The following is a 26039-nucleotide window of genomic DNA, read 5'->3' on the forward strand; positions in this document are numbered from 1 at the left end:
GATGAAATTGGACGTCTTCGCGATTTCGAACGTCGACGATGCGGTCATCTTTTGGCGCACGGACGATCGCATCAAAGGCTGCTGGGGCTACGCGATCGAGCGCGAGCGCCGCCTCGACGACGGCTCGATTCGCCGCGATATTCTCGAGAATCGGGCGGGTCTGCCGAAGGACGAGCCGCGACCGAATCAGCATCGTCCGTCGACCGAGTGGCCCTTCCAGCGATTCTCGTGGACGGACCACTCCGTCAACCAGGGGGACGTCGTCCGTTACCGCGTCGTCCCCATGCTCTTCTCGCAAGGCAAACTGTCGCAGGCGCTCGATATGCGCTCGAACTGGACGCCGTGGCTTACGCTCAGCGAAGAGGCCGGCGACAAGACGAACCTGCTCTTCAATCGCGGTCTCGTCATCTCGCAGTTCATGTCGCGCTACCTCGAGGACCTTCGCGTGAAGGAGGGTCTCGGAACCCTGGACGACGCGCTCGGCGCCTTCAAGAAGAGTCTCGACGATCACGAGTTGCCGATACGAAAGTTCCTGTCCGGCGAGCTTCGACGGAAGCTGCTCGAGCTCCTCCAAGCCGCGAAGAGCGAGAAACGCATCGTCTGGGCGGCGCTCTACGAGCTCGACGACGAGGAGCTCATCGCCGGCCTCGAGAAGCTCGGTTCACGCTGCCGCATCGTGCTCGCGAACGGCTCGATCCAACCTCAGAAGGGCGTTCCTGCTGCCGAGCTGCGCAAGAAGGACCAGAACAAGAAGGCGCGTGCGCGGCTCCTGAAGGCCGGCGCCGAAGTGCACGACCGCATGATTTCGCCGGGAGCCCTCGGTCACAACAAGTTCCTCGTCGTGACGGATGCGAAGCGCAAACCGCTCGCCGCGTGGACGGGCAGCACGAACTGGACGAAGACCGGGCTCTGTACACAGATCAACAACGGCTTCTACGTCGAGAATAGCGACTTCGCGCAGACCTATCTCGATCAGTGGGACCGCCTGAAAGACGCGAAGAGCGACTTCCCCGCCGATCTGGTCGAGGAGAACAGCGTCGCGAAGTCGATCAAGGTCGGCAAGAGCGACATGCGCATCTGGTTCACCCGTACGCGCGGCAAAGTCGATCTCGACGCGATCGAAGACGTCCTCGGGAAGGCCAAGGACGCCGTCCTCTTCCTCATGTTCCAGCCGGGAGGTTCGGGCCCGTTCGGGACCATCGAGAAGCTCGTCGGTCGAAAAGACCTCTACGTCAAAGGCGTGGTGAGCACCCTTCCTCCGAAGAAGAACGGCGCCGCCGACGACGAAGACACGGTGGAGGTCGTCACCGTGGGCGACGGCCAGAAGCGGCCACCGATGATGCTCGACATCGTCCAGCCCGAAGGCATCAAAACCCCGTTTGCGAGCTGGGCCGCCACGGTGACCCGCAAGGACTTCCTCTCGGGGAAGAACAAGGTCGGATTCGCCATCGTCCACTCGAAGGTGATCGTCGTCGATCCGTTCACGAAGCCCGTGGTCATCACGGGCAGCCACAACTTCTCGAGCTCGGCGAGTCAGAAGAACGACGAGAACTTCGTCATCGTTCGTGACAACCCCAAGCTCGCCATGCAGTACGCGGCGCACATTCTCTCGGTCTACCAGCACTATCGTTGGCTGAACGTCGTCTACGACAAGCAGCGTCGCAACAAGCTGCCGACCGTGCCGCTTGCGGAGGCCGACACCTGGCAGGATCGCCACCTCAAAGGTGCGTCGAAGCGCGAGATCGATTTCTGGGTGCGATGAACGTCGCACGAGCAAGCGCACGCGTTCGATGCGCGTGCGCTTCGCTCGCGAGAGAAGCCTACGCGTTCGTCGCGCGCTCCAAGAACTAAACGCCGGCGGTCGACGCGGTCACCTGCGAAGGGGCCGCCGGAAGACGCGCGCGGAAGAGGGCGCCCTTGCCGCCGGGGCCGGATTCCAGCGTGACGTCGCCACCGTGGACGCGCGCGATCTCACGAACGATGGCGAGGCCGAGCCCCGAGCCGTCGTCGCGCCTGCGTTCGGCATCGGCACGGAAGAACGGTTCGAAGACGCGCGCGCGATCTTCCTCGGGGATGCCGGGGCCATCGTCGCTCACGGTGAGGTGGACCGTGTCGCCTTCGCTCTTGGCGATGACCCGAACGCTCCCGCCTTCGGGACTGTGCCGAACGGCGTTGTCGAGGAGGTTCTTGAGCATGCGCTCGAGATCCATCGCATGACCGAGCACGCTCGATCCGTCGGTATCGACGTCGACGTTCACTTGGCGTCGTGACGTTTCGCGCTCCACCCACGCCGCGGCGTGGCGAGCGACGGCTTCGAGCGATACCGGGGTCTGCGAGGGCTCGCGGTCGGCGCCGAGCCTGGCGAGCGCCAGCAGGTCCTCCGCGAGTGCCTTGAGCCGGCGCGCCGAGTCGAGGGCCTCTTCGATCGCCTGTCGATACTCATCCGCGCTGCGCGATTTGCGGAGCGCGAGCTGCAACTCGCCGTAAAGCGTGGCGAGAGGCGAGCGGAGCTCGTGAGCGGCGTGGGCAACGAAGCGTTGCTGGCCCTCGACCAGGATCGCGAGGCGCCGGACCATCTCGTCGACGTCGTGTGCGAGCTGAACGACCTCGTCGTCTCCAGTGCGCAGCGCCACGCGCGCGCCGAGATCGCCGGCAGCCACCTGGCGAGCCGCAGTGGCGATCGCTTCGTGGCCACGCGTCAGCTGTCGGACGACGCGCCAAACGACGAGAACGGTGAGCCCGATCGAAATGAGGGCCGCCACGAGCATGACTTCCCGCAAGAAGCTCGTGTCGCGTTCCAGGTCGGAGAGTGGCGCCGCGAGGAGGAGGGTGACCTCCGGGTGCCCGGGAATGCCGACGAACATGCCCCGCAGCGCTTCGCTACCGTAGCGGAAGTCGAAGGCCGTCGCCCGCGGGTGACGGACCGTCTCGAGACGAGGAACGCCGTGCGTGAAGGTCGGCGTGTGATCGAGCATCTGCCCGTCTTCGCGGTAAATGACGGCGTACTTGGTGAGCCTCCCGATGTCGTCGGCCTCGGGGCCGCCGCGATCGCTGATGTGCAGGGCGTGTTTGCCGGACGCCGCAACCTCCGCCGCCTCCTGCCTGGCTTCCGCGCGAAGCGCCTCGTCGAGCTGTCGTTCTTCCGAACGCTCGACCACGTACGATGCCGCGCTGAACGCCGCGGTGACGGTCACGGCCGTCGCCATCGAGATCGTGAGCACGAGGCGCGTGCGGAACTTCATCCTGGCAGCGAATTACACTAGCGCGTCACCGGCGTGCTGGTGAGGCGATACCCCGCGCCACGGACCGTTTCGATCATCGAAGCCGAGTCGCCGAGCTTGTCGCGCAGGCGGCTCACGTGGACCTCGACCAGGTTGGAGCCCGGATCAAACGTTGTTCCCCAAACGCGCGCGAGAAGCTCGGCGCGCGTCACCACCTTTTCCGCGTGATGGACGAGGTCGACGAGGAGCGCGTACTCGCGGGTAGTCAGGTCGAGCGTTTGGCCGCGAAGCCGTACTTCACGGCCGAGGCGGTCGACCTCGAGTGGACCGACCGAGAGCTTCGCGAAGCCCGTGGCGCGGCGAACGAGCGACCGCATCCGCGCGACGAGCTCTTCCACCTCGAACGGCTTCACGAGGTAGTCGTCGGCGCCGGTCTCGAGCCCGAGCACGCGTTCGCGGACTTCACCGCGGGCGGTGAGCATGAGGATGGGGGTCGAGAGGCCGCCTTGCCTCAAGCGGCGGCAGACCGAAAGGCCGTCTACGTCCGGCAGCATCCAGTCGAGAATGATGAGGTCGTAGATGCCTGCGCTCGCCTGCGCGAACGCATCCGCTCCCGTTTCGCAGGAGTCTGCGGCGAACCCTTCTTCGACCAGAACGCGGACGAGGAAGCGCGACAGTTTCGCGTCGTCCTCGACGACCAGCACTTTCACGTCGCAAAGGCTAGCACCCGACCTCTCCGGAAGGTCTCGGTTACGGACATTTAATCTCAGCGTAATCCTGCGGACCTCTCGGCCTGCCAGCCTAGGCTACGCCCAATGACGAGCCGTCCTCCACGCGCCACTGCGTCGCCTCGACGCAGGCGGTTCGCGTCGCCAGCTGTTCTCCTCTTAATGTTGTCGCTCGTCGACCTTGGCTCTGCGCGCGCGGACGTGCCGGCGCCTTCTCCCGGAAATGCGCCTTCCGTTTCGCCCGCTCCCGCGCCGACCACGCCGCTGGGCGCGCCCCCGAATCCGACGGCGTTTCCCGGCAGCAGGTCGATCCTGAACGAGCAGGCGCCTATTCCGCCTGGCGCCCAGCATTTGCCCCTTTCGGAGGCCGTCAAGGTGGCGCGATCGCGCGCGTTCGACGTGCTCCTCGCCGCGACCGACGTGAAGGCGGCGGAGGGAGACGTCCGAGCTGCCGGGCCGCTCCCGAACCCCACCCTCAGTGCGTACGTGGGGCGCGTCTTCAACTATTCGCCCAACGTGCCCGGCTGCGAAGGCTGTTCGCATTACGCCTACTTCGCCGAGCTCTCGGATCAAGGCCTCATCGAAGGCGCCATCAGCCGCAAGCGCGCGCTCAGGAAGGAGGTCGCCAAGTACGCCCTCACTGCCGCTCGCCTCGGCAAGACCGACGCCGAGCGTATCGTCATCGCCCAGGCCAAGATCCAGTACATGCAGGCCGCGGCCGCGCAGGTTCAGGTGGAGTTCACGCGAGACGTGGCGGCCTCGCTCGAGCGATCCGTCGAGATCAATCGCGTGCGCTATCCTCGCGTGATCGACGAAGGCCAGCTCGCTCGCGTCGAGCAGGAGGCGATGCGCGCCGAGCAAGACGTGGAGCGCGCGCGTCGCGCGTACCGGCAAGAGCAGATCGATCTGGCCGTTCTTCTCGGTATGCAGGGCCCCGTTCCCGAGCTTGCTGTCGATCGCGACGTGCTGCGTTTCCGCGTCCCGGAGGTTCTGCAGTCGCCCGACAATGGCAACCTGCTCCAGATCGCCCTCGAAAACCGCCCCGACCGCAAGCAGGCGATCGCCCGTGAGTCGGGAGGGGAGGCGGCCGTGACGCTCGCGAAGCGTTCGCGCATCCCCGACATCTCGTTGCTGCTCCAGTACCAGCAGGCCGGCACCGGCCAGAGCGCCGTTCAGCCGCCCACGCTCTCCGTCGGCGCGGCCTTGCCCTTGCCTGTCTTCTACCAGCAGCAAGGCGAAATCGGGCGCGCCGAGGCCGAGCGCGAAGCGGCGAGCGTCGCGCGAAAGCGCGTGGAGACCACCGTGGCGGCGGAAATAGCCTCGGCGCACAACGCGTTCGTCACCGCACGCGCCATCGTGGAGCGCTACGAGTCGTCCCTTCTGGAGCGCGCGAAGCGTGCTCGCGAGATCACGCAGGTTCAATACAACGCCGGCTCCGCCACGTTGACCGACCTCCTCGATGCCCAGCGCAGCTGGGTGCAGGTCAACAGCGACTACAACGCCGAGCTCGTCAACTACTGGGCTGCCGTCTTCATGCTCGAGCAGGCCATCGGCAAGGAACTCACGCAATGATGGCGAAGTCGCCTGTCTCCAAACGAGCCGCCCTCGTTTTCTCGTGTTTCGTCGCGCTCGCCTTCGGCGATCTCGGTTGCAAGCGTCAGGGCCTCACGCCGGCGAGCACCGGGGCCGAGCCGCCGAACGGTGAAGTCTGGCTGACCGACGCTCAGATTGCCGAGGCAAAGGTCCAAGTCGAGCCTCTCGCCGAGCAAGACGTCGACGACGTGATCCTCACGAGCGGCAAGGTTCTTTTCAGCGACGCGCACGTCTCGCACGTGTTCTCCCCCGTGTCCGGGCGCGTGACGAAGATCGAAGCGCAGCTCGGTCAGCGCGTGAAGAAGGGCGACGTCCTCGCGTATCTCGAGTCGCCCGACATCGGTCTCGCCTCGGCCGATCTTCACAAAGCCGAAGCCGACCGCATCCAGGCCGAGCACGACCTCGAGCGTCAAAAGGAGCTCCTCGCGGCGCACGCCACGTCGCAGCGCGACTACGAGCAGGCCGAAGATGCCTATCGCAAGGCGAAGGCCGAGGTCGAGCGCGCCAAGCAGAAGACGTCGCTCTTCCGCGCCGGCGGCTCGCCCAGTGGCGTCACCCAGACCTATCCGCTTCGCGCGGAAATCGAAGGTGAGATCGTCGCGCGTCAGGTCACGCCCGGCGCCGAGGTTGCCGGCCAGTACAGCGGCGGAACCGCCGTCGAGCTCTTCACCATCGGCGAGCTCGATCGCCTGTGGGTCGTGGCGGACGTCTACGAGATGGACTCCACGCGCGTGAAGGTCGGCTCGCCGGTGAACATCAAGCTCTTCGCGCTGCCGAACCGCGTGTTCCCCGCGAAGATCGAGTGGGTGTCCGGCATTCTCGATCCGGCCACGCGCACGGCGAAGGTCCGCTGCGTGCTCGACAACGCGGACCGTGTTCTCAAGCCCGAGATGTACGCGACGCTCTACATCTCCGTCGAACAGCGGAGGGCGCTCGCCGTTCCGCGCGCGGCACTGCTGCGCCTCGGTGACCAGACCGCGGTCTTCGTGGAGAAGGGCCACGCGCCTGACGGCCGTCGCGCGTTCGCCCGCGTTCCGGTCGTCATCGACGAGAGCGAAGGTGGAAAGTGGGTGCCCGTGGCCCACGGCCTCGAGAAGGGCACGCCGATCGTGACGCACGGAGGGATCCTCCTCGCGGGATCCGACGCGAAATGATCGAACGTCTCGTCGCGTGGGCGCTCCGTGCGCCCATGATCGTGATGCTCCTCGCGCTCGGCCTCGTGGTGGCGGGCGCGTGGTCGTACAAAGAGCTCGATATCGAGGCGTACCCGAACCCGGTGCCGCCCCTCGTCGAAATCATCGCGCAGCCGGAAGGCATGAGCGCCGAAGACGTGGAGCGCTACGTCACGGTGCCGCTCGAAATCGGCCTGGCTGGTATGCCCGGCCTCGAGCACACGCGTTCCCAGTCGCTCTTCGGCCTCGCCGACGTGAAGTGCTACTTCAGCTGGGGCACGAGCTACGAAGCCGCGCGCCAGGAGGTCCTCAACCGCCTCAACATGATCCAGCTGCCCGACGGCGTTCAGGCCGGCGTCAGCCCGTGGAACGCGATCGGCGAGGTGTTCCGCTACGAGCTGAAGGGGAAGGGGTACAGCCTTCGCGATCTGAAGACCGCGCAGGACTGGATCCTCGAACGGCAGTTCAAACAGGTCCCGGGCGTCATCGACGTCGTTTCGTTCGGTGGTGAAACGAAGCAGTACCAGGTCAACGTCGATCCGTTCCGCCTGCGTGGCTACAACGTCAACCTCGACCAGCTCATCGACGCCATCCAGAGCTCGAACCAGAACGTCGGCGGTCAGCGCCTGACGGTCGGCGAGCAGGCGTACACGATCCGCGGCGTCGGTCTCGTGAAGAACGTCCACGACATCGAGGCGATCGTCGTCGCAGCACGCGGCGGCGTCCCCATCCGCGTGCGTGACGTGGCGACCGTCGAGCTGGGCTTCGCACCTCGCCTCGGTATCGTCGGTCACGACGACAACGACGACATCGTGCAGGGCACGGTGCTCATGCGCTACGGCGGCCAAACGCCGAAGACGCTCGAAGGGATCCACGCGCGCGTCGAGCACATTCGAAGCGCCCATCTCCTGCCGCCGGGCATGGAGATCGTGCCGTACTACGATCGAGGGAATCTCGTTGCCCTGACGACGCATACCGTTCTCGAGAACGTTGTCGTCGGCATGCTCCTCGTCACGGTGATCCTCGTGCTGTTCTTGGGGCACTGGCGCGCCGCGCTGGTCACCGCCCTCAACATTCCGCTCGCGCTCCTTTTTGCCTTCTGCGGAATGGTGGCCAGCGACACGCCGGCGAATCTCATCTCCATCGGAGCCGTCGACTTCGGCATCGTCGTCGACTCGACCGTCATCATGATGGAGAGCATCTTCCATTTCCTCGGCAAACACGGCGAAGGCACGATCCAGGACCGCATCCTCGCAGGGGCGAAGCAAGTCGCGAGACCGATGGCGTTCTCGACGATCATCATCGGTATCGCGTTCCTCCCTCTCTTCACGATGAAGGGAGTGTCGGGCGTCATCTTCTCGCCGATGGCGCACACGTACGCTTTCGCGATCGGCGGCGCGATCTTTCTCGCGCTAACGCTGACCCCCGCGCTCGCGTCTCGTGTGATCCCGCCCTCGACCGAGGACAAGGACAGCTGGGCGACGCGAGGGCTCAAGAAGCTGTACTGGCCGATCTTCCGATTCGCCGTCATGCGGCCGAAGACGGCCCTCGTCGTCAGCCTCTTGCCGGTACTGTTCTGCCTCTCCCTCTTCAATGCGCTCGGCGGCGAGTTCATGCCGAAGCTCGAGGAAGGAAATCTTTGGATCCGCGCGACGCTCCCGACGTCCGTCTCGCTCGAGCAGTCGGGCAAGTACGTCGGACGTATGCGCTCGATCCTCCGTGGTTGCCCGTCGGGTCCGCAGGAATGCACCGACAAGAATCGGAAGTACCCCGAGGTCCTCACGGTCATCTCTCAGCTCGGTCGACCCGACGACGGCACGGACGTCGCGGGCTTCCACAACATCGAGCTCTTCGCGCCGCTGAAGCCGACCAAAGAGTGGCGGAGCGGAATGACGAAGGCGAGGCTCACCGACGAGCTCTCTCGCGACCTCGCAGAGGCGTTCCCCGGTGCGGTGTTCAACTTCTCGCAGATGATCTCCGACAACGTCGAAGAGGCGATGAGCGGAGTGAAAGGCGAGAACTCGATCAAGGTCTTCGGGCCCGACGTCGCGGACAACGAGAAGATTGCCGACCAGATCGGCGGCGTCCTCGACAACGTGGTTGGCATTCGAGATCTCGGCATCGTCCGCTCGAGCGGGCAGCCGAGCGTCAAGATCGTTCCTGACCGTCAGACGTGTTCACGCTACGGCCTCAACACCGGCAACGTCGAAGCGGTGATCCAGGCGGCCATTGGCGGAAAGGCCGTCACGCGCGTCTACGAAGGCGACCGCACGTTCGACCTCACGGTTCGCTGGCTGCCGCCGTACCGTGAATCGCTCGAGGCGATCAAGGAGCTCATGATCTTCGCTCCGGATGGGACACCCGTTCCCCTCGCACAGATCGCTCAGGTGACGATCGAAGACAGTCCCTCTGTCATCTTCCGCGAAGATGGGTTGCGATACACGCCGCTCAAATTCTCCGTCCGCGGTCGCGACCTCGAGAGCACCGTCGCCGAAGCGCAGCAGCGGGTCGCCGCCACCGTGAAGACGGGCTACGACACCCATCTCGAGTGGAGCGGAGAGATCAACGAGCTGCGCGAAGCACAGGCGCGCTTGGCGCTCATCGTCCCCGCGACGCTCATCTTGATTGCCCTGCTCGTCTACGGCTCGGTCAGGAACTTCTGGGCGACGCTCATCGTCCTCTGCAATATCCCTGTCGCCTGCGCTGGCGGCATTCTTGCGCTGTTTCTCGCCCGGCTGAACTTCTCCGTCTCCGCGGCGATGGGGTTCATCTCGATCTTCGGCATCGCCATTCAGGACGCGATGCTCGTCGTCTCCTACTTCCTTCGCCTCCGCGCGGAAGGAGAGAGCATCCAATCGGCAGCGCTCGACGCGAGCATGTCGCGCCTCCGCGCCGTGCTCATGACCACGCTCGTGGCCATGTTCGGTCTGCTCCCGGCCGCGCTATCGCACGGCATCGGGTCGGAAACGCAGAAGCCTCTCGCGGTCGTGGTCATCGGCGGCGCCATGATGCTCGCGGTCGCGGCGCGCGTCGTCCAACCGCCGCTGCTCGTTCTCGTGCACGGCGCACTCGAGCGCTTCGAGCGACGACGTGAGGTTCGCCGCCAGAGCCGCGCTGCCCTGAACGAGAAGAGCTCGGACGACCCGCAGCAGGCCACCGGCTGAAGCGCGCCGAACCCCCAATCGAGGCTCGGCCACGTCCCTCTAGCCCCCGGGGCAGGGCCGGACGGCCGGGCCTCGATCAGGCTCATCCAGAAAAAGTCCTGGAGTTCGGCGAATTTTGGCCTAATGAGAGGCGCCTGGGAAACCGCGGCCCAGACGCCTCAGAACCGTTCTGAGTGGGTTGATCGGAGCCGCAGTGCGCGCTATGTTCGGCGCCCCAGTTGGTGGCTGTCGCTCTGCGGACCTGCGGACCCCAATTTTCGGGTTCGCTTTTTTTTGTCCTGAGATCCAAGAGACACGCCGACCGCCAAAGACTGGTTCACCGTTCTTCGTGTTCGCCACGCCCTCGCAAATGCAGCCGATTTCTTCCCATAACCCCGCCGCCCTTCAAGGTGTCGATCGCGAGCAGCTCCTCGCTGTGATCGAGCCGGTGGCGCGTGCCCATGGGGCAGAGGTCGTGGACGTCGAGCTGAAGAACGAAAATGGGTGGGTTTTGCGCGTCTTCGTGGAGCGGCTCGGGGCAAGCGCCGAGAAGCTGAGCACGAAGGACGCGGCGGTCGACCTGGAGCTTTGCGCCGGAATCGCCCGCGATTTGAGCCCCGCGCTCGACGTCGATGATCCGATCCCCGGCCGCTACAATTTGGAAGTCAGCTCCCCGGGCATCGAGCGGCCACTCAAGAAGGAGGCCGACTATGTCCGGTTTGCGGGAGAGAAGGCGAAGCTGAAGCTTCGCGAAGCTGTCGGGGGCCAAAAGGTTCTCGTCGGGCGCCTCGGCCCTGTTTCGGCAGGGAAGGTCGCGGTCGACGACGGTCGGAAGACCTACGACGTCCCGTTGGATGACATCGTCACGGCACGGCTCGTGTTCGAGTTCGGACCTGCTCCGAAACCGGGCACTTCGAAAGGTGGGAGCAGTAAGTCCGCCAAAAAGAAGAGGAAGCCGTGACACTCGCGCATGGCGACGCTCACGCGACGCGTGAATTGGTCTCGAAGAGGAAAAGCATGGCCACTCAGCAGCAAGCAGCCCCCGGCGACGTGAACCTGCTCCAGGCGATCGATTTGGTCGCGAAGGAGAAAGGCATCGAACGTTCGCGCCTGGTGAAGACCATCGAAGAGGCGATCCTCAAGGCCGCGCAGAGCGTCTTCGGACCGAACCGCGAGCTTCAGGCGACCTTCAACGAGGAGACCGGCCAGGTCGACCTCTTCCAGTTCATGACCGTCGTGGACGATGTGTCGGACGACGAGCGCGAAGTGAGCCTCGAGGACCTCGAGGAGTTCGACAAGAAGGCGAGGGCGGACGAGCGCATCAACGCCGAGATCGGCGAAGAGTGCGGCTTCCAGATTTTCTGGCATCCGAACGACGCGAAGAAGGCCGCCGAGCAGGACGAGAAGCTCGGTGACCTCCTCATGGTCAAGCAGGCGCGCTCGCAGTTCGGGCGTATCGCCGCGCAGACGGCCAAGCAGGTCCTCATCCAGCGCGTCCGCGACGAAGAGCGCGACCTCATCTTCAACGAGTTCAAGGACAAGAAGGGCGAGCTCATCAAGGGCGTCGTTCGTCGCTTCGAGAAGGGCAACAACCTCATCGTCGACCTCGGTCGTACGGAGGGCATCCTTCCGTTCCGCGAGCAGACCCCGCGCGAGACGTACCGCCCGGGCGACCGCATCGTCGCGCTCCTCAAGGACATCGATCGCGAGGCCCGCGGCCCACAGATCATCCTCTCGCGCGCGGACGGCAAGCTCGTCGAGAAGCTCTTCGAGAGCGAAGTTCCCGAGATTTACGAGGGCATCGTCAAGATCGTGGCCTGCGCACGTGAGCCGGGCGCCCGCTCGAAGATCGCCGTCATGAGCCGCGACGCGGACGTCGATCCGGTCGGCGCGTGCGTCGGTATGAAGGGCTCGCGCGTCCAGGCGGTCGTGCAGGAGCTCCGCGGCGAGAAGATCGACATCGTCCCGTGGGACCGCGATCCGGCGCGCTTCGTCTGCGCGGCGATCCAGCCCGCCGAGGTCAACAAGGTCATCGTCAACGAGGCGGACGGGCGCATGGAGCTCGTCGTCCCCGACGAGAAGCTCTCGCTCGCCATCGGCCGCAAAGGCCAGAACGTGCGCCTCGCCTGGCACCTCACCGGCTGGAAGCTCGACATCATCAGCGAGTCGAAGTTCAAGCAGATGGAAGAGGAAGCCATCAGCCAGCTCGGCCGCATCGACGGCGTGAGCGAGGCGGTGGCCCGCAACATGTACCGCATGGGTTTCCGCGCCCTCGAAGAGGTGGCGGAAGCGACCGAGCAGGAGCTCGCCGGAATCCAGGGCGTCGGCCAGGACAACGCCGGCAAGATCCGCGAGGCCGCCGAGTCGACGATGGAGCGTCTCCGCCTCGAGCGCATGCAGCAGGCGTCCAGCAAGACCGAGCCCCTCACGGAGAAGGAGAAGCTTCTCTTCGTCCGCGGCGTGGGCGAGCGCACCGTGCAGCTCCTCGAAGATGCGGGCTACCGCAACGTCGAGGACATCATGCGCGAAGACGAAGACAAGCTCGCGATCAAGACAGGGCTTGGGATCAAGAAGGCTCGCGCGCTCAAGCAGGGCGCCGAGTATTTCCTCCAGAACGAGTGGAAGCAGATCGACGCGGCTCGTAAGAGCGCGACGGTCCACACCGCCACGGTCTAACGACGGAGAACCGAAAAACGGATGATGATGGCCGAGACGAAGCAGCACAGCGAGCCGCGTGGAAGGGCGGGCGAGAAGCCCGAGCCCACACGTATGTGCGCGGGATGCGGAAAGCGCGTCCCGTCGAAGGAGCTCGTTCGTGTCGTGCTCGGTGAGGACGAAGCTGGGAACGCAGGAGACGAGGGCTCGACGCTCGCCGTCGACCTCGCCGATTCCCGCTTCGGCCGTGGTGCTCACGTTCATCCGTCCGCGGATTGCGTGACGAAGGCCTTCAAGGGTGGGTTCGCCCGCATCTTCAAGGCCAAGGTGAAGGGGTCCCCGGAGTCGCTCGGTGCTCAGCTCGTCGCTGCGGCCGATCGTCGTATCGAGGGGCTTCTCGCCGGGGCTCGGCGTGCCAAACATGCCGTGTCTGGTGTGGACATCGTGGGTGAGGCGCTTCGTGACGGAAGCGCAAAGCTTTTGATTGTTGCTTGTGACGCTGCCGCGGCAGCAAGGGTATCCGAAGTACAAGAAGCGGTAGGCCGGGGCATGGCCATCGCTTGGAGCAAGAAGGAAAGTCTCGGCGCGCTCTTTGGGCGCGACGAGGTCGCAGTATGTGCCGTGCTTCACCACGGCGTGGCGTCTGCAATCGCGAGTGCGTTCCGCATGTCGCGACCGTTCGCTTCCCATATCGCGGCGCCCGATGGGGCGAACGGGGCGAGGAGTGAAGCATGGTGGTCTCCGGAGGTTCGATGAGCAAGGTTCGGGTCTACGAAGTGGCGAAACAGCTGAACCTCGACCCAAAGGCGGTCGTTGGTCTGTTTCAGTCGATCGGTGTCACGGACGTTCGGAACCACATGAGCTCCGTCGATCCGGATGCCGTGGAGCGTCTCAAGCGCAACCTCGAGAAGAAGCAGACTCACGATGTCATCGAGGAGCGCATCCGCCGCGGCGCGGGTACGGTCCTCAAGCGCCGCGCGGTCGCCAAGACCACAGCGGAGCCGTCTTCGCCCTCGGTCGCCTCGATCCCCGCGCCGCAGCCGTCGTCGCCGAACCTCGACGACATTGCCTCGCGACGGGACGTCGCCCAGCTCGCGGAGCCTTCGGCGCCTCAGCTCGATGTCATCGCCGATCGTGAGAGCGCCCGCGTGCTCACGTTCCGCGATGTCCCTGAGGAGCGTCGCAGCACCAAGGACGTCGCCGCCGAAGCTCCGGCTCCGGTCGCGGATCGTCCCAGCGAGCGCAAGAGCACGCGCAACCTCCGCGAAGAGGTCTCCGTGCCGCCTGCGCCGGTCTCCGAAGCGAAGATCCCCGTGGCCGCTCCGTCCGCACCTGCGGTCGTCGTGACCCACGAACCCGTTCCGTCGGCGCCGCCCGCGCCGCCGTCTGTGCCCGCGGTTGTCGCTGCGCCGTCCGCTCCGGCGGTCGAAGCTGCGCCCGTGCCGCCGGCACCGGTCTCGGTCCCTGCCGCCCCGGTTCCTGCGGCTCCGCCGTCTGTGCCTGCGGCCGCGGCGTCGGTTCCCGCGCCCGCTCCGTCGGCTCCCGCTTCGGTCGCCGCTCCCTCGGTCGCCCCCGCGTCCGTCGCGGCTGCGCCTGTCGAGTCGATTCCCGCGCCCGCGTCGATCGCGGCTCCGGAGGAGGCCCGTCGTCCGGCGGCTGCCGCTTCCCAAGCGCCTGCGCCTGCACCGGCTCCTGCTCCTGCACCGGCCCCCCCGCCGGTCCGCGCGGCTCCCAAGACGGGCGTCGAGTACTGGGCCGGCCGACCGGGCGTTCCGATGCCCACGCCCATGAACGCTCCGCGCACCGGTATCGGTGGTGGTGCGGCCGGCGCGATGGCGCGTCGTACCGAGTTCAACCCGCGCGCCGGTGGCGGCCCACAGCGCCCCGGTATGCGCCCTGGTCAGCAGCGTGGTCCTGGGGGCCCGATGATGGGTCGTGGTGGTCCGGGCGGTCGTCCGGGTGGTCGCTTCCAGCCGGTCCGTCGTGGTCCGGTCAACGTCTCCACCAAGGAGATGAGCGAGCACAAGAAGGTCATCCGCATCGAGGAGAACATCACGCTCTCCGCGATGGCGGCGAAGCTGAGCCTCAAGGCCACGGAGCTCCTCATGAAGCTCCTCGGCATGGGCATGACCGGCGTGCACATCAACACCACGCTCGACGCCGACACGGCGAAGATCCTCGCCAGCGAGTTCGGCTGGGAAGTCGAGGACGTCGCGGTCAGCGAAGAAGGCGCGATCGCCGCGGCTCGTGGTGAAGCCGCGACCGAGGCCGGCCCCGCGGACGAGAACCTCGCCCCGCGTCCTCCGGTCGTCACGGTCATGGGTCACGTCGACCACGGCAAGACGAGCCTCCTCGACAAGATCCGAAAGGCCAACGTTGCGGGCGGCGAGGCGGGTGGCATCACCCAGCACATCGGCGCCTACAAGGTGAAGACCGACAACGGCACGATCGTATTCCTCGATACGCCGGGCCACGAAGCCTTCACCGCGATGCGCGCCCGTGGCGCGAGCGCGACGGACATCGTCGTTCTCGTGGTCGCGGCCGACGACGGCGTCATGCCGCAGACCAAGGAAGCCGTCGCTCATGCGAAGGCGGCCAAGGTTCCGATCATCGTCGCGGTCAACAAGATCGACAAGCCGTCGGCAGAGCCCGACCGCGTCAAGCGCGAGCTCGTCGACGTCGGCCTCCAGCCCGAAGAGTGGGGCGGCGACACGATCTTCACCAACGTCTCCGCGCTCACGGGCGAAGGCATTCCGCAGCTGCTCGAGCTGATCGGGCTCCAGGCGGAGGTCCTCGACCTCAAGGCCAACCCGAAGAAGCCGGCGTCCGGTGTCGTGCTCGAGGCTCTCCTCGATCGCGGTCGTGGTCCGGTGGCGCGCGTCCTCGTCCAGGAAGGCACGCTCAAGGTCGGTGACTTCGTCCTCGCGGGTCCGGGCTTCGGCAAGGTTCGCGCGATGACGAACGAGCACGGCAAGCAGGTCCACGAGGCCGGTCCGTCTACCCCGGTCGAGATCCTCGGCCTCTCCGACGTCCCCGGCGCAGGCGATCCGCTCCACGCCGTCAAGGACCCGAAGAAGGCGCAGGAGATTGCCGAGAGCCGCAAGGTCAAGCGCGACAAGAGCCTCATCAGCGATGATGCACGCATCTCGCTGGCCGGCCTCGTCGAGCGTATGCAGGCGGCCGATCAGCAGGAGCTCCGCGTCATCATCAAGGGTGACGTCCAGGGCTCCCTCGAAGCGCTCGCCAGCGCGTTCAACAAGCTCACGACGGACCGCGTGAAGCTCGCGATCATCAACGCCGGCGTCGGTGCCATCACCGAAGGCGACGTGAACCTCGCGATCGCTTCCAAGGCGATCATCATCGGCTTCAACGTCCGCCCGGCTGGCAAGTCGGCGGCGCTCGCCGAAGAGAACAAGGTCGAAATTCGCCTCTACTCGATCATCTACGACGCCGTGGATGACGTGAAGCGCGCGATGGAAGGCCTGCTCCCCACGACCAAGGTCGAGAAGACCACCGGTCGCGCCGAGATCCGCGCCATCTTCAAGATCCGCGGCGTCATCGTCGCCGGTTCGTACGTCACCCAGGGCAAGGTCGTTCGTGGCGGTCAGGTTCGCCTCATCCGCGACAACACCGTGATCTGGGACGGCAAGATGGCAGCCCTCAAGCGCTTCAAGGACGACGTGAAGGAAGTCTCCGAAGGCTTCGAGTGCGGTATCAGCCTCGACGGCTACAACGACGTCAAAGAGAAGGACATCGTCGAGTCGTACGAGATCGAAGAAGTGAAACAGAAGCTCTGATCGAGAGCGCTTTTCGCTGAGAGCCCGGGTCTGGTCGATGAGACCGCCCGGGCTCGTTACTTTCACGGACCAGGGCACGCGTTCATGTTCGTTGGTGTTCTCCGGCTCACATTCCACATCCCGCATGCGCGGTCCCTCAAGGACAAGCGCTCGGTGACGCGGAAATTCCGTGACCGGACGCGAGCGCGTTTCGACGTGTCAGTTGCCGAGGTCGACGCCCAGGACCTTCACCAGAAGGCCGTGTTTGGCGTGGCGGTGGTCTCGGGCGACGCCAGCCTATGCGACTCGGTGCTCGAGCAAGTGGCTCGCTCGGCCGAGCTGCAAGAAGAGGCGGTGCTCACGGACCGCGCGACGGAAATCATCACCGTGGGCGACGACCTGTACGGCGGCGCCAGCTACGAAGAGGAAGAGGACGACGATGGCGGGTGAAGATCGAAGCAACAGGCCCGCGCGCATGGCGGCGGAGATCCGTCAGGAGCTCGCGCGACTCATCGCTCGCGACTTGGGCGACCCCCGTCTCGAGGGGCTCATCATCGCGTCGGTGTCGATCACCAAGGACCTGCGCCTCGCCCGCGTCTACTGGCGCCTCGCCATCCTGGCCGGCCCGGGCGTGAACGTCGAAGCGCGCCGCAAGGAAGCCCAGCAAGCCCTCGAGCGCGCGACGGGCCGCCTGAAGAGCGCCATCACGAGCCGCCTGAAGATGCGCTTCGCTCCGGAGCTTCGCTTCGAGTACGACGCCGGCCAGGAAGCTCGCGACCGCATCGACGAGCTCCTCGAAGAAGTGAAACGCGACCGCAAGAGCGAATAGCTCGTCAGCTCACCGTTGCCGATGAAACCCGCCGCTTTGCCCACGCGGCGGCGGCGGCCGCGGGCCAGAGGTGCGTTGCCCAGTTGCGCAGCGTGATGCCCTCTTTCGTCTTCGGGACGAGGAGCGCGGCGGCGAGGGCGACGCCTTCCTGCTTGGGCATGACGAGCCGACGATGCTCGGCCTCGTAGCGGCGGAAGGCCATGATCGGATCGTCGGGCGTATCGGCGAGGGCGTTCGCGAGGCTGAACGCGCCGGACATCGCGAGTGACGAGCCTTCGCCGAAGAGGGAGACGCACGAGGCGGCATCACCGAGGAGCGCGACGCGACCCCGGGACCAGCTCGTCATCCTGACGCGGCTCACGGAATCGAAGTAGAGCTCGCTTGTCTCTCGGACGTACGACAGGAGCTCAGGCAAGCGCCACACGTCTCCGTCGTAGGCTTCGAGGAGCTTTCGCTTGTGCTGCTCGGTGTCTCGCGGATCGAAGCTCACCGTGCTCGCGTCGCGGAAGATGAACGCGACGAGCGCTTTGCCGCGAGACGGGTGAATGGACGTCAGGCGCCCCGGCATGTTGTGCATGAGGATCTCGTGGGCGCGCGTAGGCGCCCCGGGCATCGGCATGGTTGCGACCCAGATGCCCGTGGGCTCGACGAAGTCGGATTCGGGGCCGAACGCCAGGCGTCGAACGGTCGAGTGAAGTCCGTCGGCCCCGATGACGAGGTCGAAGCGACGAGACACGCCGTGCTCGAACGTGACGTTCACGCCATGAGCGTCCTGATTCAGCGTGGCGATCGAGTCGCCGAAGACGAACTCGGCGGAGTCGCGGCTTGCTTCGTAGAGGGCCGCGGCGAGATCGCCTCGAGGCAGCTCGACTTCGCGGCTGCCGCTCGCCTGCCTCAGGACACCCACGTCGACGCGGCCAACTCGTTCTCCACGCGGGTTCAGGAACACGAGATCGGTAACCGAGGTGGCGACCTCGCGTAGGCGCGGCATGACGTGCATTCGTTCCGCGACTTCGACCGCCGGCCCTCGAACGTCCACGGGGTTGCCGCTCGAGCGGACCGACCCCGAGCGCTCGACGACCGTAGGTCGATACCCGTGACGAGCCAGCCAGTACGCGAGCGTAGGCCCGGCGACGCCGGCTCCGGAGATCAGAACCGTACGAGTCCGAGCGCCCAGGTGGCCCGCCCGATGGGCCGGATGAGAGCGGTGCATGGAGCCGTCCTTTCGTCGCGCTGGTCGTCGTCCATGGGACGCAGCGTGCGGAGATGAGCGAGATGAGCGAGATGACTGGGATGGTGAGTGACCGATGGTCATTACTGACCGATGGTCAGTGTTGAATTCCATAGGTCTTGGTCACCGGTCAGTCAACCGCTAGGCTCGACGCGTGACCGAATCGTCGTCCACCCAAGCCTCCGCGACCCGCGCTCGCATTCTGCGTGCCGCGCTGAAGGAGTTCTCGACGCGGGGCTACCACGCAACGTCGGTGCGTACGATCGCCGAGAACGTGGGCATCTCGAAGGCGGCGGTCCTGTACCACTTTCCGGGCAAACCGGATCTCCTCGGTGCCCTCGCCGAACCGATGCTCGATGCCCTGGAAGCAACGATCGGTGCTGCCGACCTTGCCGATCCCGAAGACGTGAAGTGGACGCTCCTGGAAGGCATTCTCGACGTCTGGCTCGCGCATCGCTACCTCCTTCGAACGAACCTGCAAGACCTCGCGATGGTCGCTGCGAGCCCTATTTTCAAGCGATTCAGGCAGGCCATGCTGCGCGCGAACAACCTTGTCGCCGGGGCGGATGCGGACCTGGCCGATCGCGTCCGCGCGGCACAGGCGATCGGCATGCTCGCCGATCCCGTCGTCTTGTTCGTCGATGCAGACCCGGAGATACTCCGTACGACGATTCTCGACGGTGTTCACAAGCTCGTCGGCGGTCATCCGCGGCGTCGCTCGGGGCGCAACGTCCCTCCGCGGGCGACTTCGGCGCCAGCGCGTGCGCGTCGCCCTTCCGCCGGGCGGCCTCCGTCGCTGACCACGGCGATGATCGACGAGGCCAGGCGCCTCCACGCAGCAGGTCGTACGGCCGAAGACATCGCCCTCGAGCTCGGCGTTTCACGGGCGACGGTGTACCGTCACCTGGGGGCTCGATGAATAATATTGAGACAATTGTGAGATAGATTTCGAGACTCGCGTCGCGCGCTGCACGCCGGGGCCGCTGTTTCCCCGAGTCACGAGGTGGTGGACAGGCGGCGGGCTGCGCGAACGCGCTTCGCGCTCAGGTCCACGCCCACCGCATGGAATCCGAGATCGTTGGCGACGGCGAGCACCGTCCCTCGGCCACAAAAGGGGTCGACCACGATCCTCGTGCTCGTCTCGTCGCGCAAATAGGCGCAGGCGACGCGGCAAGCCTCGACGCCCATGGCTCGACTCCACGGCATGTGTCCTGCGTCGGGAAGGACGTCGGGGCCCGGTCTTCGTGCAGGCTCACGAAGCTTCTTCGAGACGCAGATCATGTGCGAGTAGCTCGGTCGCCCGAGGCTGGTCGTCCCTGGTGGCTTGCGACACACGATCTTGTGCCAGATCACGTGGGCGCGCTCCTCCTCGGCCGCGCGCATGATCAGGTAGCCCTTGTCGATCCATGCGCCCTGCACGCGGATGTCGCTCTGATAGAAGATCGACACGCCTTCGTCGGGCGTCCAACGAATCACGTGCCGTGCGGCCGACACGAACCACTGTCGCCAAGCCTCGAGGCTCGTGCCGCCGAGCTCCGACACGTCCGGAAGCGAGGTGACGACGCTCGAACCCGCCTCGGCTGCGTTGCCCTCCATCCAGGCCATCGCTTCGGCCTGGACGATGCGCCGGGTCGGTTGCGCGCTGGACGTCGCCGTCGTCGGGGACTCGGGTTGCTCGTCCAACGAACTACCGAAGGCGCGAGACGTACCAGTTGCCACGCCATGCGGTCATCTCCGCGATGAGGAGATGGTGCGTCTTGCCCTCGATGCTGAACGTGAGCTTCGAATGCTTCACGCGCCAGAGAGGCTTCTTGAAGTCCTTCTTCTTCGGCGTGGTCTGGCTGATCGTCTTGCCAAGCTCGAAGGAAACGAACTTCGCGTACGAGGCGCCCTTCGTTCGCGTGTGCGTGCGTTCGACGGAATGACGGAACGCCGACGCGACCTTCTTCTCCCACGCCTTGCCCGGATCGGGCGCGTCCTTGGCCGCGATGTACGCGTCACGCGGGAACATCGCGTCGCTCGCGAGGTCGGGGTTGTTCTGGGCGATGGCCTCGAGCAGATGGCGCATGCGCGACGCGAGCTCTTCACCGCTCGCCGGCGGCGCCGACATCTCGTCGACCTCGCCAGCGTCTGCAGCTTGAGCAACGCCGCCTTCCGGCCCACCATCCGCCGTCTTGGCGACCATCGCGGACTGACCCGCGTCGGCAGGGGCGTTCTTGGCGCTCGACTTGTCACCGCATCCGATGGCGAGGAGCGGAGCCAACCAGAGCAACCATCGCAGCCCGCGCATTGCCACGGCTCGCGTCAGGCCAGGTTCGGCAGCGTCACGATGTCGACGTGCAGGACCTCTTCGAAGGCCCGGATCTCGTGGAGGCACGCCTCGGTCGGACGCGACACGATGCGGAGCTTGGCGCAGGAGGCGCTGCCGCCGTCGAACACCGTGTTGGTGACTTCTTCGACGTTGATGCCGTGGCGCTTGATGACCGCGAGCACGTTCGCGAGCGTGCCGACCTTGTCGAGCATGCGGATGACCATTTGGAAGCGCGCCGTCGAGAGATTCGTCACGTTGACGACGTTCGGCACCGTTCCTTCGAGGAGGAACGAGCGAATCACGCGGACGGTCTCCGTCGCGATGGCGAGCTGCGCCTGATCGGTCGACGCCGCGATGTGCGGCGTGCCGTAGAGGAAGCCGCCCGTCGAGCTCGGCGTGCTCAGATTGTAGAGATCGGTCGTGATCTCCTTCTTGCCGCGTGGCTCGTTCGGAACGACGTCGATACCGACGCGGATGCCCTTGGTGACGATCGCGTCACGCATCGCATCGTTGTCGACGAGGTCCGGGCGCGCGCAATTGATGAAGATGCCGCGCTTCGGCATGACCTCGAAGATGCGCTTGCTGATGATGCCACGCGTGCGGTCGTTGAGACCGAGGTGGACCGTCAGGACGTCCGAGCGCGCGGCGAGCTCTTCGAGGCTCGAGGCGTGGCCGATACCGAGCTCCGCGGCGCGTGCCGGGCTCAAGCTCCGGCTCCAGCCGATCGGGTGCATGCCGAACGTCTTCGCGCGGCAGGCGACGTCGCGACCGATCGCGCCGAGGCCGGCGATGCCGATGGTCTTGCCGATGACGCCCTCGGCTTTCGCGTACTCGGTGCGCTCCCAGCGACCGGCGCGGAGCGAGGCGACCGCGTCGGGGATGCGGCGGTCGATGGAGACGATCAATCCGAACACGAGCTCGGCAACCGCCGACGCGTTCTTGCCCGGGCAGTTGGCGACGTAGATGCCACGCTCGCTCGCCGCCTTCACGTCGATGGTGGCGGTCTCCGCGCCAGCGCGGACGATGAGATTCAGCTGGCGTGCGCTCTCGAGGGCCTTGCGCGTGACCTCTTTGGAGCGGACGACGAGAATGCCGACATTGTGGAGGCTGGTCTCCAGCGTCTCCTTCGTGAGCTCCGGCTCGTAGATGACGTCGACGGGAAGGGTCCGAAGCTCTTCGACCGCACGGGGGTGCAGCTTGTCGGCAATGAGGAGGCGCATGGCGGCGCGCACTCTAGCCGAAACCAGGAGAAACTGTAGGGCAATAGCCTGGAAAGAGGCCGAATTCTTGACCGTCTTTCACCCCTGAATTTGCGCTGAAATCGCGTGCGGCCGTGCGCTGTCGGAGTGGGGCGTTGAAGCACGACTTGCGCCGGCTCTCCGCCTCAGTCGCGCCTCAGTCGGACGAGGGCTCGGCCTCTTCTTCCATCATGAGCCGGAACGCCTTCGAGACCAGGGCCGGGAGGTTCTTCGTTCCCGACTTCTGGAGCATGCTCTGGACGTGGGTTTTCATCGTCGTGTCGGCGATGCCCGTCTTGGCCAGGTAGGCCGTTCGCGTTCGTCCGGAGACGAGCCAGGCGAGGATCTCGTGCTGACGGGGCGAGAGCGACCACTCCCGTGCCACCGCGTCGAGTCGGGAGGCGACCTGCGGCCGGAATTCGTGCTCGCGGGCCACCACACGCTGGAAGAAGGGCAGAAGCTCCTGCATCCCGAACGGCTTGGCGAGCACGAAGGCGCCCTTGGTTGCCGAGCGATTGACCACGTCGCGCTCGATGGCCCCGGTCATGATGCCGATGGGAACCGCCGGGAACTTCGACGACGCGAGCTCGAGGAGACCGAGACCGCCGCGGGCGTCCTCCCCGATCATGACGTCGAACAGGAAGCCGCACCACGAGCTACGGTTCTCGAGCTCGGCCCGAGCCTCCTCGACGGACGCACAAAACAGGGTGGGTCGAAGACGCTGCACTAGCCGTCCCACCGTCTTACGAGCGAGCTCGTCGTCGTCCACGATGAGGACGTACTCGGAACGTCCCGACATTGTTGGCAAGGCTAGCATGCGAGCACGGCCGTAGACACCCTCCAGAGGGGCCAGCTGTCCGTTTTGAGCTAAGGGACTTTACGTAGATTTCTAGGAAAGGCGAGGCGTTGTCCCGATCGCCGGTCTTGATTAACCGGCTCGACTGACGGTCTCGATGAGCCGTGCCGACGACCAGGCCCGTTTGTGGGCCCAATCACCAGTCACCAGTCACCAGCCGCCGGCAGGGGAGGGCTTGGGGCGCGCCACGTAGCGGATGACCCGCAGACGCTTGCCACCAGGCCAGGGCTCGACCGAGAGCTGGTCGGAGAATCGGGCGACGGCTCCGAGACCTGCCCCGATTCCTCGGCGCCGGAGCACCGTTGCGGGATCGAGCTTGCCGGTCGCGTCGTGGCCGTCGAGCAGGGCGATGGAGAGGTCGAAGGCGGGCGTCTCGTCTTGCGCCACGATCAGGATTCCGAGGCCGAGCCTCAAGTCCTCGATTTGCGCGAGCTCCAGCGTCCCCTGGATACCGTACTTGCGGATGTTCGACGCGAGCTCCGAGACGACGATGACCAGTTCTTCGACGGCGCGATCCGAGAAGCCGAGGGCGCGAGCGAAGGCGCGAGTCCCTTGGCGGATGCCGTGAATGAGCCCTTCGTCACTCGTGACGCGGAACGTGCGCGGCGCGGGGCCGACCGTGCCGAGACTCGCCGGAACCTTGCTAGGTCGAACCATGCCCGGTGCGAGCAAGGTACCTCGTGAGCGCGTTTCGCAAGCTTCGGTGCGTCACGACCTCGGAGAGCTCGACGCCCATGTGGACGATCGTCTGCGCGATGTTGGGGTGAACACCCGTGAGCATGCACTCGGAGCCGAGAAGCTTGACCGACTTCGCCATGCGGAGGAAGTGATCGGCCGTCGCCGTGTCCATTACCTGGATGCCGGTGATGTCGATGATGGCGCACGAGGCCTTCTTCTCGACGATGGCGGTGAGAAGCGCTTCGGTCATCTCCGCGCTACGGGTGCTGTCGAGGACGCCGACGACGGGCAGGCAGAGAACGCCTTGCCACACCTCGATGATCGGTGTCGAGAGCTCGCGGATCGCTGCCGCCTGCGTCTCGATCATCGCGATCTTGTCTTCGAGCTCCACGCGGTAGACGGCGGATTTCTCCTGCTCCGCAGCGAGCGACTCGATCATCTCGTTGACGCCCATCGCGAGCGCACCGAGCGGGTGATCTTCGGAGTGACCGGTCGCCACGCGTGGCGAGTAGTCTCCGCGTGCGACGTCAGCCAGCGCCCGCATCACACGGTCGATGTGGTCCATGACGCCTTCACCCTCGCGGGTCTCCGCCAGGTCGCCCATTCCCTAGCTCAGGACGCGACTCCGCTACGACGCAGGTAGTGGGTGAGCGCGTTGCGGAGGTTGCGGTGCGTGACGACCTCGCTGAGATCCACGCCCATGTGGACGATGGTCTGAGCGATGTTGGGGTGAACGCCGGTGAGCATGCACTCGGAGCCGAGGAGCTTGACCGACTTCGCCATGCGGAGGAAGTGATCGGCCGTTGCCGTGTCCATCACCTGGATGCCGGTGATGTCGATGATCGAGCAACGCGCCTTCTTCTCGACGATGGCGGTGAGAAGCGCTTCGGTCATCTCCGCGCTGCGTGTGCTGTCGAGAACACCGACGACGGGCAAGCACAGGATGCCTTCCCAGACCTCGATGATCGGCGTCGACAGCTCGCGGATGGCGGCCCGCTGCGTCTCGATCATCGCGAGCTTCTCTTCGAGCTGCGAACGATACGACGCCGACTTCTGCTGCTCGGCGGCCAGCGAGGAGATCATCTCGTTGATGCCCGCCGTCAGCGTGAAGAGCGGATGTCCCTCCGGCAGCGTGTTCTTGACGCGCGCGCTGTAGTCACCGGCTCCAACATCCGCGAGAACGATGAGGACGTCGGCGACGTGTTCGAGGAGGGCGGACTCGAGCTCCTCTCGTTTGATGAGATCGGACATCAATCAACCCGCGCTGACCGCTCCGCCGAGTAGCTCGGCGACGGACTTGGTGGTTTCCTTCTTCAGCTTACCGATGCCGAGCGACGCGAACGCTTCTTCGAGCGTCAGGGACGTCTGCACACCGGCCATGTCGATTCCCATCGTCTGGAGCGTGATCGCGATTTCCGCGCTCATGCCGCACATGATGCTTCGCGCACCCATGAGGCGAGCCGAGGCCGCCATCTTGGAGAGCACCGAGCAAAGGTGCGAGTCGACCATCCAAACGCCGGTCAGATCGATGATGAGGCCCTCGGCGTCGGACGCGAGGATCGCTTCGAGCACCTGCTCGAGCAGTCGCTCCGCAACGGCGTCGGTGATCTGTCCCTGGAGGGGGACGAGGATCTGGTTCCAGAGTTTGATAATGGGAAGACGATCAATTGCTTCGGACATAGTGCGCCTTCGTTCGACTCGGTTGTGTCGTCATCCCCCCAGATCCGCCATAAGCAGCGTCGCGTCGTCGTGCGAGCGTCGATGCTGCGTGAAGATCGCACGACACGCCTCTCCGGTCGAGAGCTTCGACGTCTCCCGGAGGTCGAACCGGCTGGAGATGCCGTCCGAGAAAATGACCAGGCGGTCGTCTTTGAGCGCAGCCGTGCGGAAGATCCGGGGACGAAGCATCCGCTGGCCCAGAACTCCAGGGGTGAGGACGAACGGCGGCCTCGCTTTGAGCCACCGCATCTCCACATTCCCGACACTACACACTTCCATCGTCAGGCTGCTGATGACGCAGAGCAGCGCACACGCCCCTCTCGTTCCACGCAGCGCCGCGTGCAGTCCTTCCATCAACGGCTCGACGCCGTTTTGGAGGACAGCACCTTCCAGCCAGGCAGCCGCCGCGGTGGCGACGTCGCCAGCCTTCACGCCGTGACCGAGTGCATCGACGACCGCGAGCAGGGTGACATCTCCTTCGGTACGCACGACGACCGTGTCACCGCAGGCGGACTCGCCGTCGCGGGGTAGGACGCGGTGAACGACCGAAGTAATCACGCAGGCAGCTTACTCGCTCCATCGCGCTCACTTGGGCAAAAGCACGCGCTGATTTTCGTATTCCTCATCCTCCCTACGGAGGATGGTCGTGCGTTTTTCGACGGTCGTATCCTCCCTGGGGAGGAGGCTCGTTCCGTGTGCGTCGCCCGATGTCGGTGTGGAGGACGCGCGCGCACCTTCACGCGCGCGCCTTCGCTCGCGACGTACACAGGGATGAACGTGCGAGCGCGGCGCCTCTCGCCTCCAGAGAATCGCCGAACGTGCCCCTGCTGGGTTTGCAACGGCTGCGTTCGCATGATTATTCTCCTCTTCGATGCAGGCCGACGAGAGC

Annotated in this window: 23 protein-coding genes; 11 read left to right on the top strand and 12 right to left on the bottom strand. The window is 65.6% G+C overall.

Translation table 11 applies throughout. The features are described from left to right. The first annotated feature begins 1 nt into the window (after position 1). Positions 2-1762 carry a phospholipase D-like domain-containing protein gene (locus AKJ09_RS29705; protein WP_169927978.1) on the top strand — a complete coding sequence of 587 codons (1761 nt, stop codon included), beginning with the start codon at positions 2-4 and terminating at the stop codon, positions 1760-1762. An 85-nt stretch (positions 1763-1847) separates the two neighbouring features. Here the strand turns inward: AKJ09_RS29705 and AKJ09_RS29710 are convergent, their stop codons facing one another. Together AKJ09_RS29710 and AKJ09_RS29715 are read right to left on the bottom strand one after the other, a co-directional pair. Then, a complete protein-coding gene (locus AKJ09_RS29710) occupies positions 1848-3242 on the bottom strand; it encodes a sensor histidine kinase (RefSeq protein ID WP_146651238.1) in 1395 nt (464 codons plus the stop codon). A 17-nt stretch (positions 3243-3259) separates the two neighbouring features. Further along, a complete protein-coding gene (locus AKJ09_RS29715) occupies positions 3260-3931 on the bottom strand; it encodes a response regulator transcription factor (RefSeq protein WP_146651239.1) in 672 nt (223 codons plus the stop codon). Positions 3932-4111: 180 nt separating this feature from the next. Here AKJ09_RS29715 and AKJ09_RS29720 point away from each other — a divergent pair, with 180 nt between their 5' ends. The 9 genes from AKJ09_RS29720 to rbfA all read left to right on the top strand — a co-directional run bounded on the left by AKJ09_RS29720 (position 4112) and on the right by rbfA (position 17117). Beyond that, positions 4112-5521 carry a TolC family protein gene (locus AKJ09_RS29720; RefSeq protein ID WP_146651240.1) on the top strand — a complete coding sequence of 470 codons (1410 nt, stop codon included), beginning with the start codon at positions 4112-4114 and terminating at the stop codon, positions 5519-5521. Next, positions 5518-6696 (top strand): efflux RND transporter periplasmic adaptor subunit, encoded by a 1179-nt coding sequence (locus AKJ09_RS29725; RefSeq protein WP_146651241.1) that lies wholly within the window; start codon positions 5518-5520, stop codon positions 6694-6696. The genes AKJ09_RS29720 and AKJ09_RS29725 overlap by 4 nt, the downstream gene beginning before the upstream one ends. Next, entirely contained in the window at positions 6693-9878 is a 3186-nt protein-coding gene (locus AKJ09_RS29730; protein WP_146651242.1) for an efflux RND transporter permease subunit, read from the top strand. Before AKJ09_RS29725 ends, AKJ09_RS29730 begins: the two co-directional genes overlap by 4 nt. 349 nt (positions 9879-10227) lie before the next feature. After that, the gene (locus AKJ09_RS29735; protein ID WP_169927979.1) at positions 10228-10818 is read left to right on the top strand and encodes a ribosome maturation factor RimP; all 591 of its coding nucleotides are present in this window, start codon (positions 10228-10230) and stop codon (positions 10816-10818) included. Positions 10819-10874: 56 nt separating this feature from the next. After that, the gene (gene nusA / locus AKJ09_RS29740; RefSeq protein WP_146651244.1) at positions 10875-12533 is read left to right on the top strand and encodes a transcription termination factor NusA; all 1659 of its coding nucleotides are present in this window, start codon (positions 10875-10877) and stop codon (positions 12531-12533) included. Between the two features lie 21 nt (positions 12534-12554). Next, positions 12555-13268, top strand: a complete 714-nt coding sequence (locus tag AKJ09_RS29745; RefSeq protein WP_146651245.1) for a DUF448 domain-containing protein — start codon at positions 12555-12557, stop codon at positions 13266-13268. Continuing rightward, positions 13265-16309, top strand: coding sequence for a translation initiation factor IF-2 (gene infB / locus AKJ09_RS29750; protein WP_146651246.1), 3045 nt, complete (start codon positions 13265-13267; stop codon positions 16307-16309). Before AKJ09_RS29745 ends, infB begins: the two co-directional genes overlap by 4 nt. A gap of 84 nt (positions 16310-16393) precedes the next feature. Continuing rightward, positions 16394-16738 carry a DUF503 domain-containing protein gene (locus AKJ09_RS29755; protein ID WP_146651247.1) on the top strand — a complete coding sequence of 115 codons (345 nt, stop codon included), beginning with the start codon at positions 16394-16396 and terminating at the stop codon, positions 16736-16738. Further along, a complete protein-coding gene (gene rbfA, locus AKJ09_RS29760) occupies positions 16728-17117 on the top strand; it encodes a 30S ribosome-binding factor RbfA (protein WP_146651248.1) in 390 nt (129 codons plus the stop codon). Before AKJ09_RS29755 ends, rbfA begins: the two co-directional genes overlap by 11 nt. 4 nt (positions 17118-17121) lie before the next feature. Here rbfA and AKJ09_RS29765 read toward each other — a convergent pair whose 3' ends face one another. Then, entirely contained in the window at positions 17122-18330 is a 1209-nt protein-coding gene (locus AKJ09_RS29765) for an FAD-dependent monooxygenase (protein WP_146651249.1), read from the bottom strand. A 172-nt stretch (positions 18331-18502) separates the two neighbouring features. Between AKJ09_RS29765 and AKJ09_RS29770 the strand changes: the two genes are divergently transcribed. After that, positions 18503-19267: a TetR family transcriptional regulator gene (locus AKJ09_RS29770; protein WP_146651250.1), complete on the top strand. Its 765-nt coding sequence runs from the start codon at positions 18503-18505 to the stop codon at positions 19265-19267. A gap of 77 nt (positions 19268-19344) precedes the next feature. Here the strand turns inward: AKJ09_RS29770 and AKJ09_RS29775 are convergent, their stop codons facing one another. The 9 genes from AKJ09_RS29775 to AKJ09_RS29815 all read right to left on the bottom strand — a co-directional run bounded on the left by AKJ09_RS29775 (position 19345) and on the right by AKJ09_RS29815 (position 25708). Next, positions 19345-20031 (bottom strand): DNA methyltransferase, encoded by a 687-nt coding sequence (locus AKJ09_RS29775; RefSeq protein WP_169927980.1) that lies wholly within the window; start codon positions 20029-20031, stop codon positions 19345-19347. A 4-nt stretch (positions 20032-20035) separates the two neighbouring features. Continuing rightward, on the bottom strand, positions 20036-20638 hold the full coding sequence (locus AKJ09_RS29780) for a hypothetical protein (RefSeq protein WP_146651251.1): 603 nt from the start codon (positions 20636-20638) through the stop codon (positions 20036-20038). A gap of 14 nt (positions 20639-20652) precedes the next feature. Then, a complete protein-coding gene (locus tag AKJ09_RS29785) occupies positions 20653-21879 on the bottom strand; it encodes an NAD(P)-dependent oxidoreductase (protein WP_146651252.1) in 1227 nt (408 codons plus the stop codon). A 175-nt stretch (positions 21880-22054) separates the two neighbouring features. Continuing rightward, positions 22055-22696 (bottom strand): response regulator transcription factor, encoded by a 642-nt coding sequence (locus AKJ09_RS29790; protein WP_169927981.1) that lies wholly within the window; start codon positions 22694-22696, stop codon positions 22055-22057. 207 nt (positions 22697-22903) lie between these two features. Next, positions 22904-23410 (bottom strand): ATP-binding protein, encoded by a 507-nt coding sequence (locus tag AKJ09_RS29795; RefSeq protein ID WP_146651254.1) that lies wholly within the window; start codon positions 23408-23410, stop codon positions 22904-22906. After that, the gene (locus AKJ09_RS29800) at positions 23397-23996 is read right to left on the bottom strand and encodes an STAS domain-containing protein (protein ID WP_169927982.1); all 600 of its coding nucleotides are present in this window, start codon (positions 23994-23996) and stop codon (positions 23397-23399) included. The genes AKJ09_RS29795 and AKJ09_RS29800 overlap by 14 nt, the downstream gene beginning before the upstream one ends. A gap of 47 nt (positions 23997-24043) precedes the next feature. Next, positions 24044-24682, bottom strand: coding sequence for an STAS domain-containing protein (locus AKJ09_RS29805; protein WP_240488630.1), 639 nt, complete (start codon positions 24680-24682; stop codon positions 24044-24046). Between the two features lie 3 nt (positions 24683-24685). Continuing rightward, a complete protein-coding gene (locus tag AKJ09_RS29810) occupies positions 24686-25111 on the bottom strand; it encodes an STAS domain-containing protein (RefSeq protein WP_146651256.1) in 426 nt (141 codons plus the stop codon). Between the two features lie 30 nt (positions 25112-25141). Then, on the bottom strand, positions 25142-25708 hold the full coding sequence (locus AKJ09_RS29815; RefSeq protein ID WP_146651257.1) for a PP2C family serine/threonine-protein phosphatase: 567 nt from the start codon (positions 25706-25708) through the stop codon (positions 25142-25144). Positions 25709-26039: the final 331 nt, after the last annotated feature.

Source organism: Labilithrix luteola (genome assembly GCF_001263205.1).
Lineage (GTDB): Bacteria > Myxococcota_A > Polyangia > Polyangiales > Polyangiaceae > Labilithrix > Labilithrix luteola.